At 57.8% G+C, this 251-nt stretch carries 2 protein-coding genes; one reads left to right on the plus strand and one right to left on the minus strand.

The features are described from left to right. Positions 1–87: aminotransferase class I/II-fold pyridoxal phosphate-dependent enzyme (locus GV832_RS22670; protein ID WP_354002007.1), on the minus strand; the 87-nt coding region annotated here is incomplete at its 3' end. Here GV832_RS22670 and GV832_RS22250 point away from each other — a divergent pair. Continuing rightward, on the plus strand, positions 61–251 hold a 191-nt coding region (locus GV832_RS22250), incomplete at its 3' end, for a hypothetical protein (RefSeq protein ID WP_227754622.1). The genes GV832_RS22670 and GV832_RS22250 overlap by 27 nt on opposite strands.

A 251-nucleotide genomic window follows, 5' to 3' on the forward strand; every position in this document is an offset into this window, starting at 1 on the left:
GGCATAGCCGACCCGCAATCCCGCCAGCCCGTAAGCCTTGGAAAAGGTGCGCAGGACGACATGGTCGATCCCGGAGGCTTGCAGCACCTTCAGCCCATCGGGCGCATCTGGATCGGCGTATTCGAAAGGTGCGCGCTATTCTGGAATGCGACTTTTCATGGTTCCTTGATGTTTGGGACCAGACAAGGAGCTGAGAATGAAGATCCGGTTTTCCCATCTTTCCGTCTCCGAGCGGCGCAAGATCGAGCGCT

Origin of the sequence: Stagnihabitans tardus (genome assembly GCF_009925085.1) — a bacterium.
GTDB classification, from domain to species: Bacteria; Pseudomonadota; Alphaproteobacteria; order Rhodobacterales; family Rhodobacteraceae; genus Stagnihabitans; species Stagnihabitans tardus.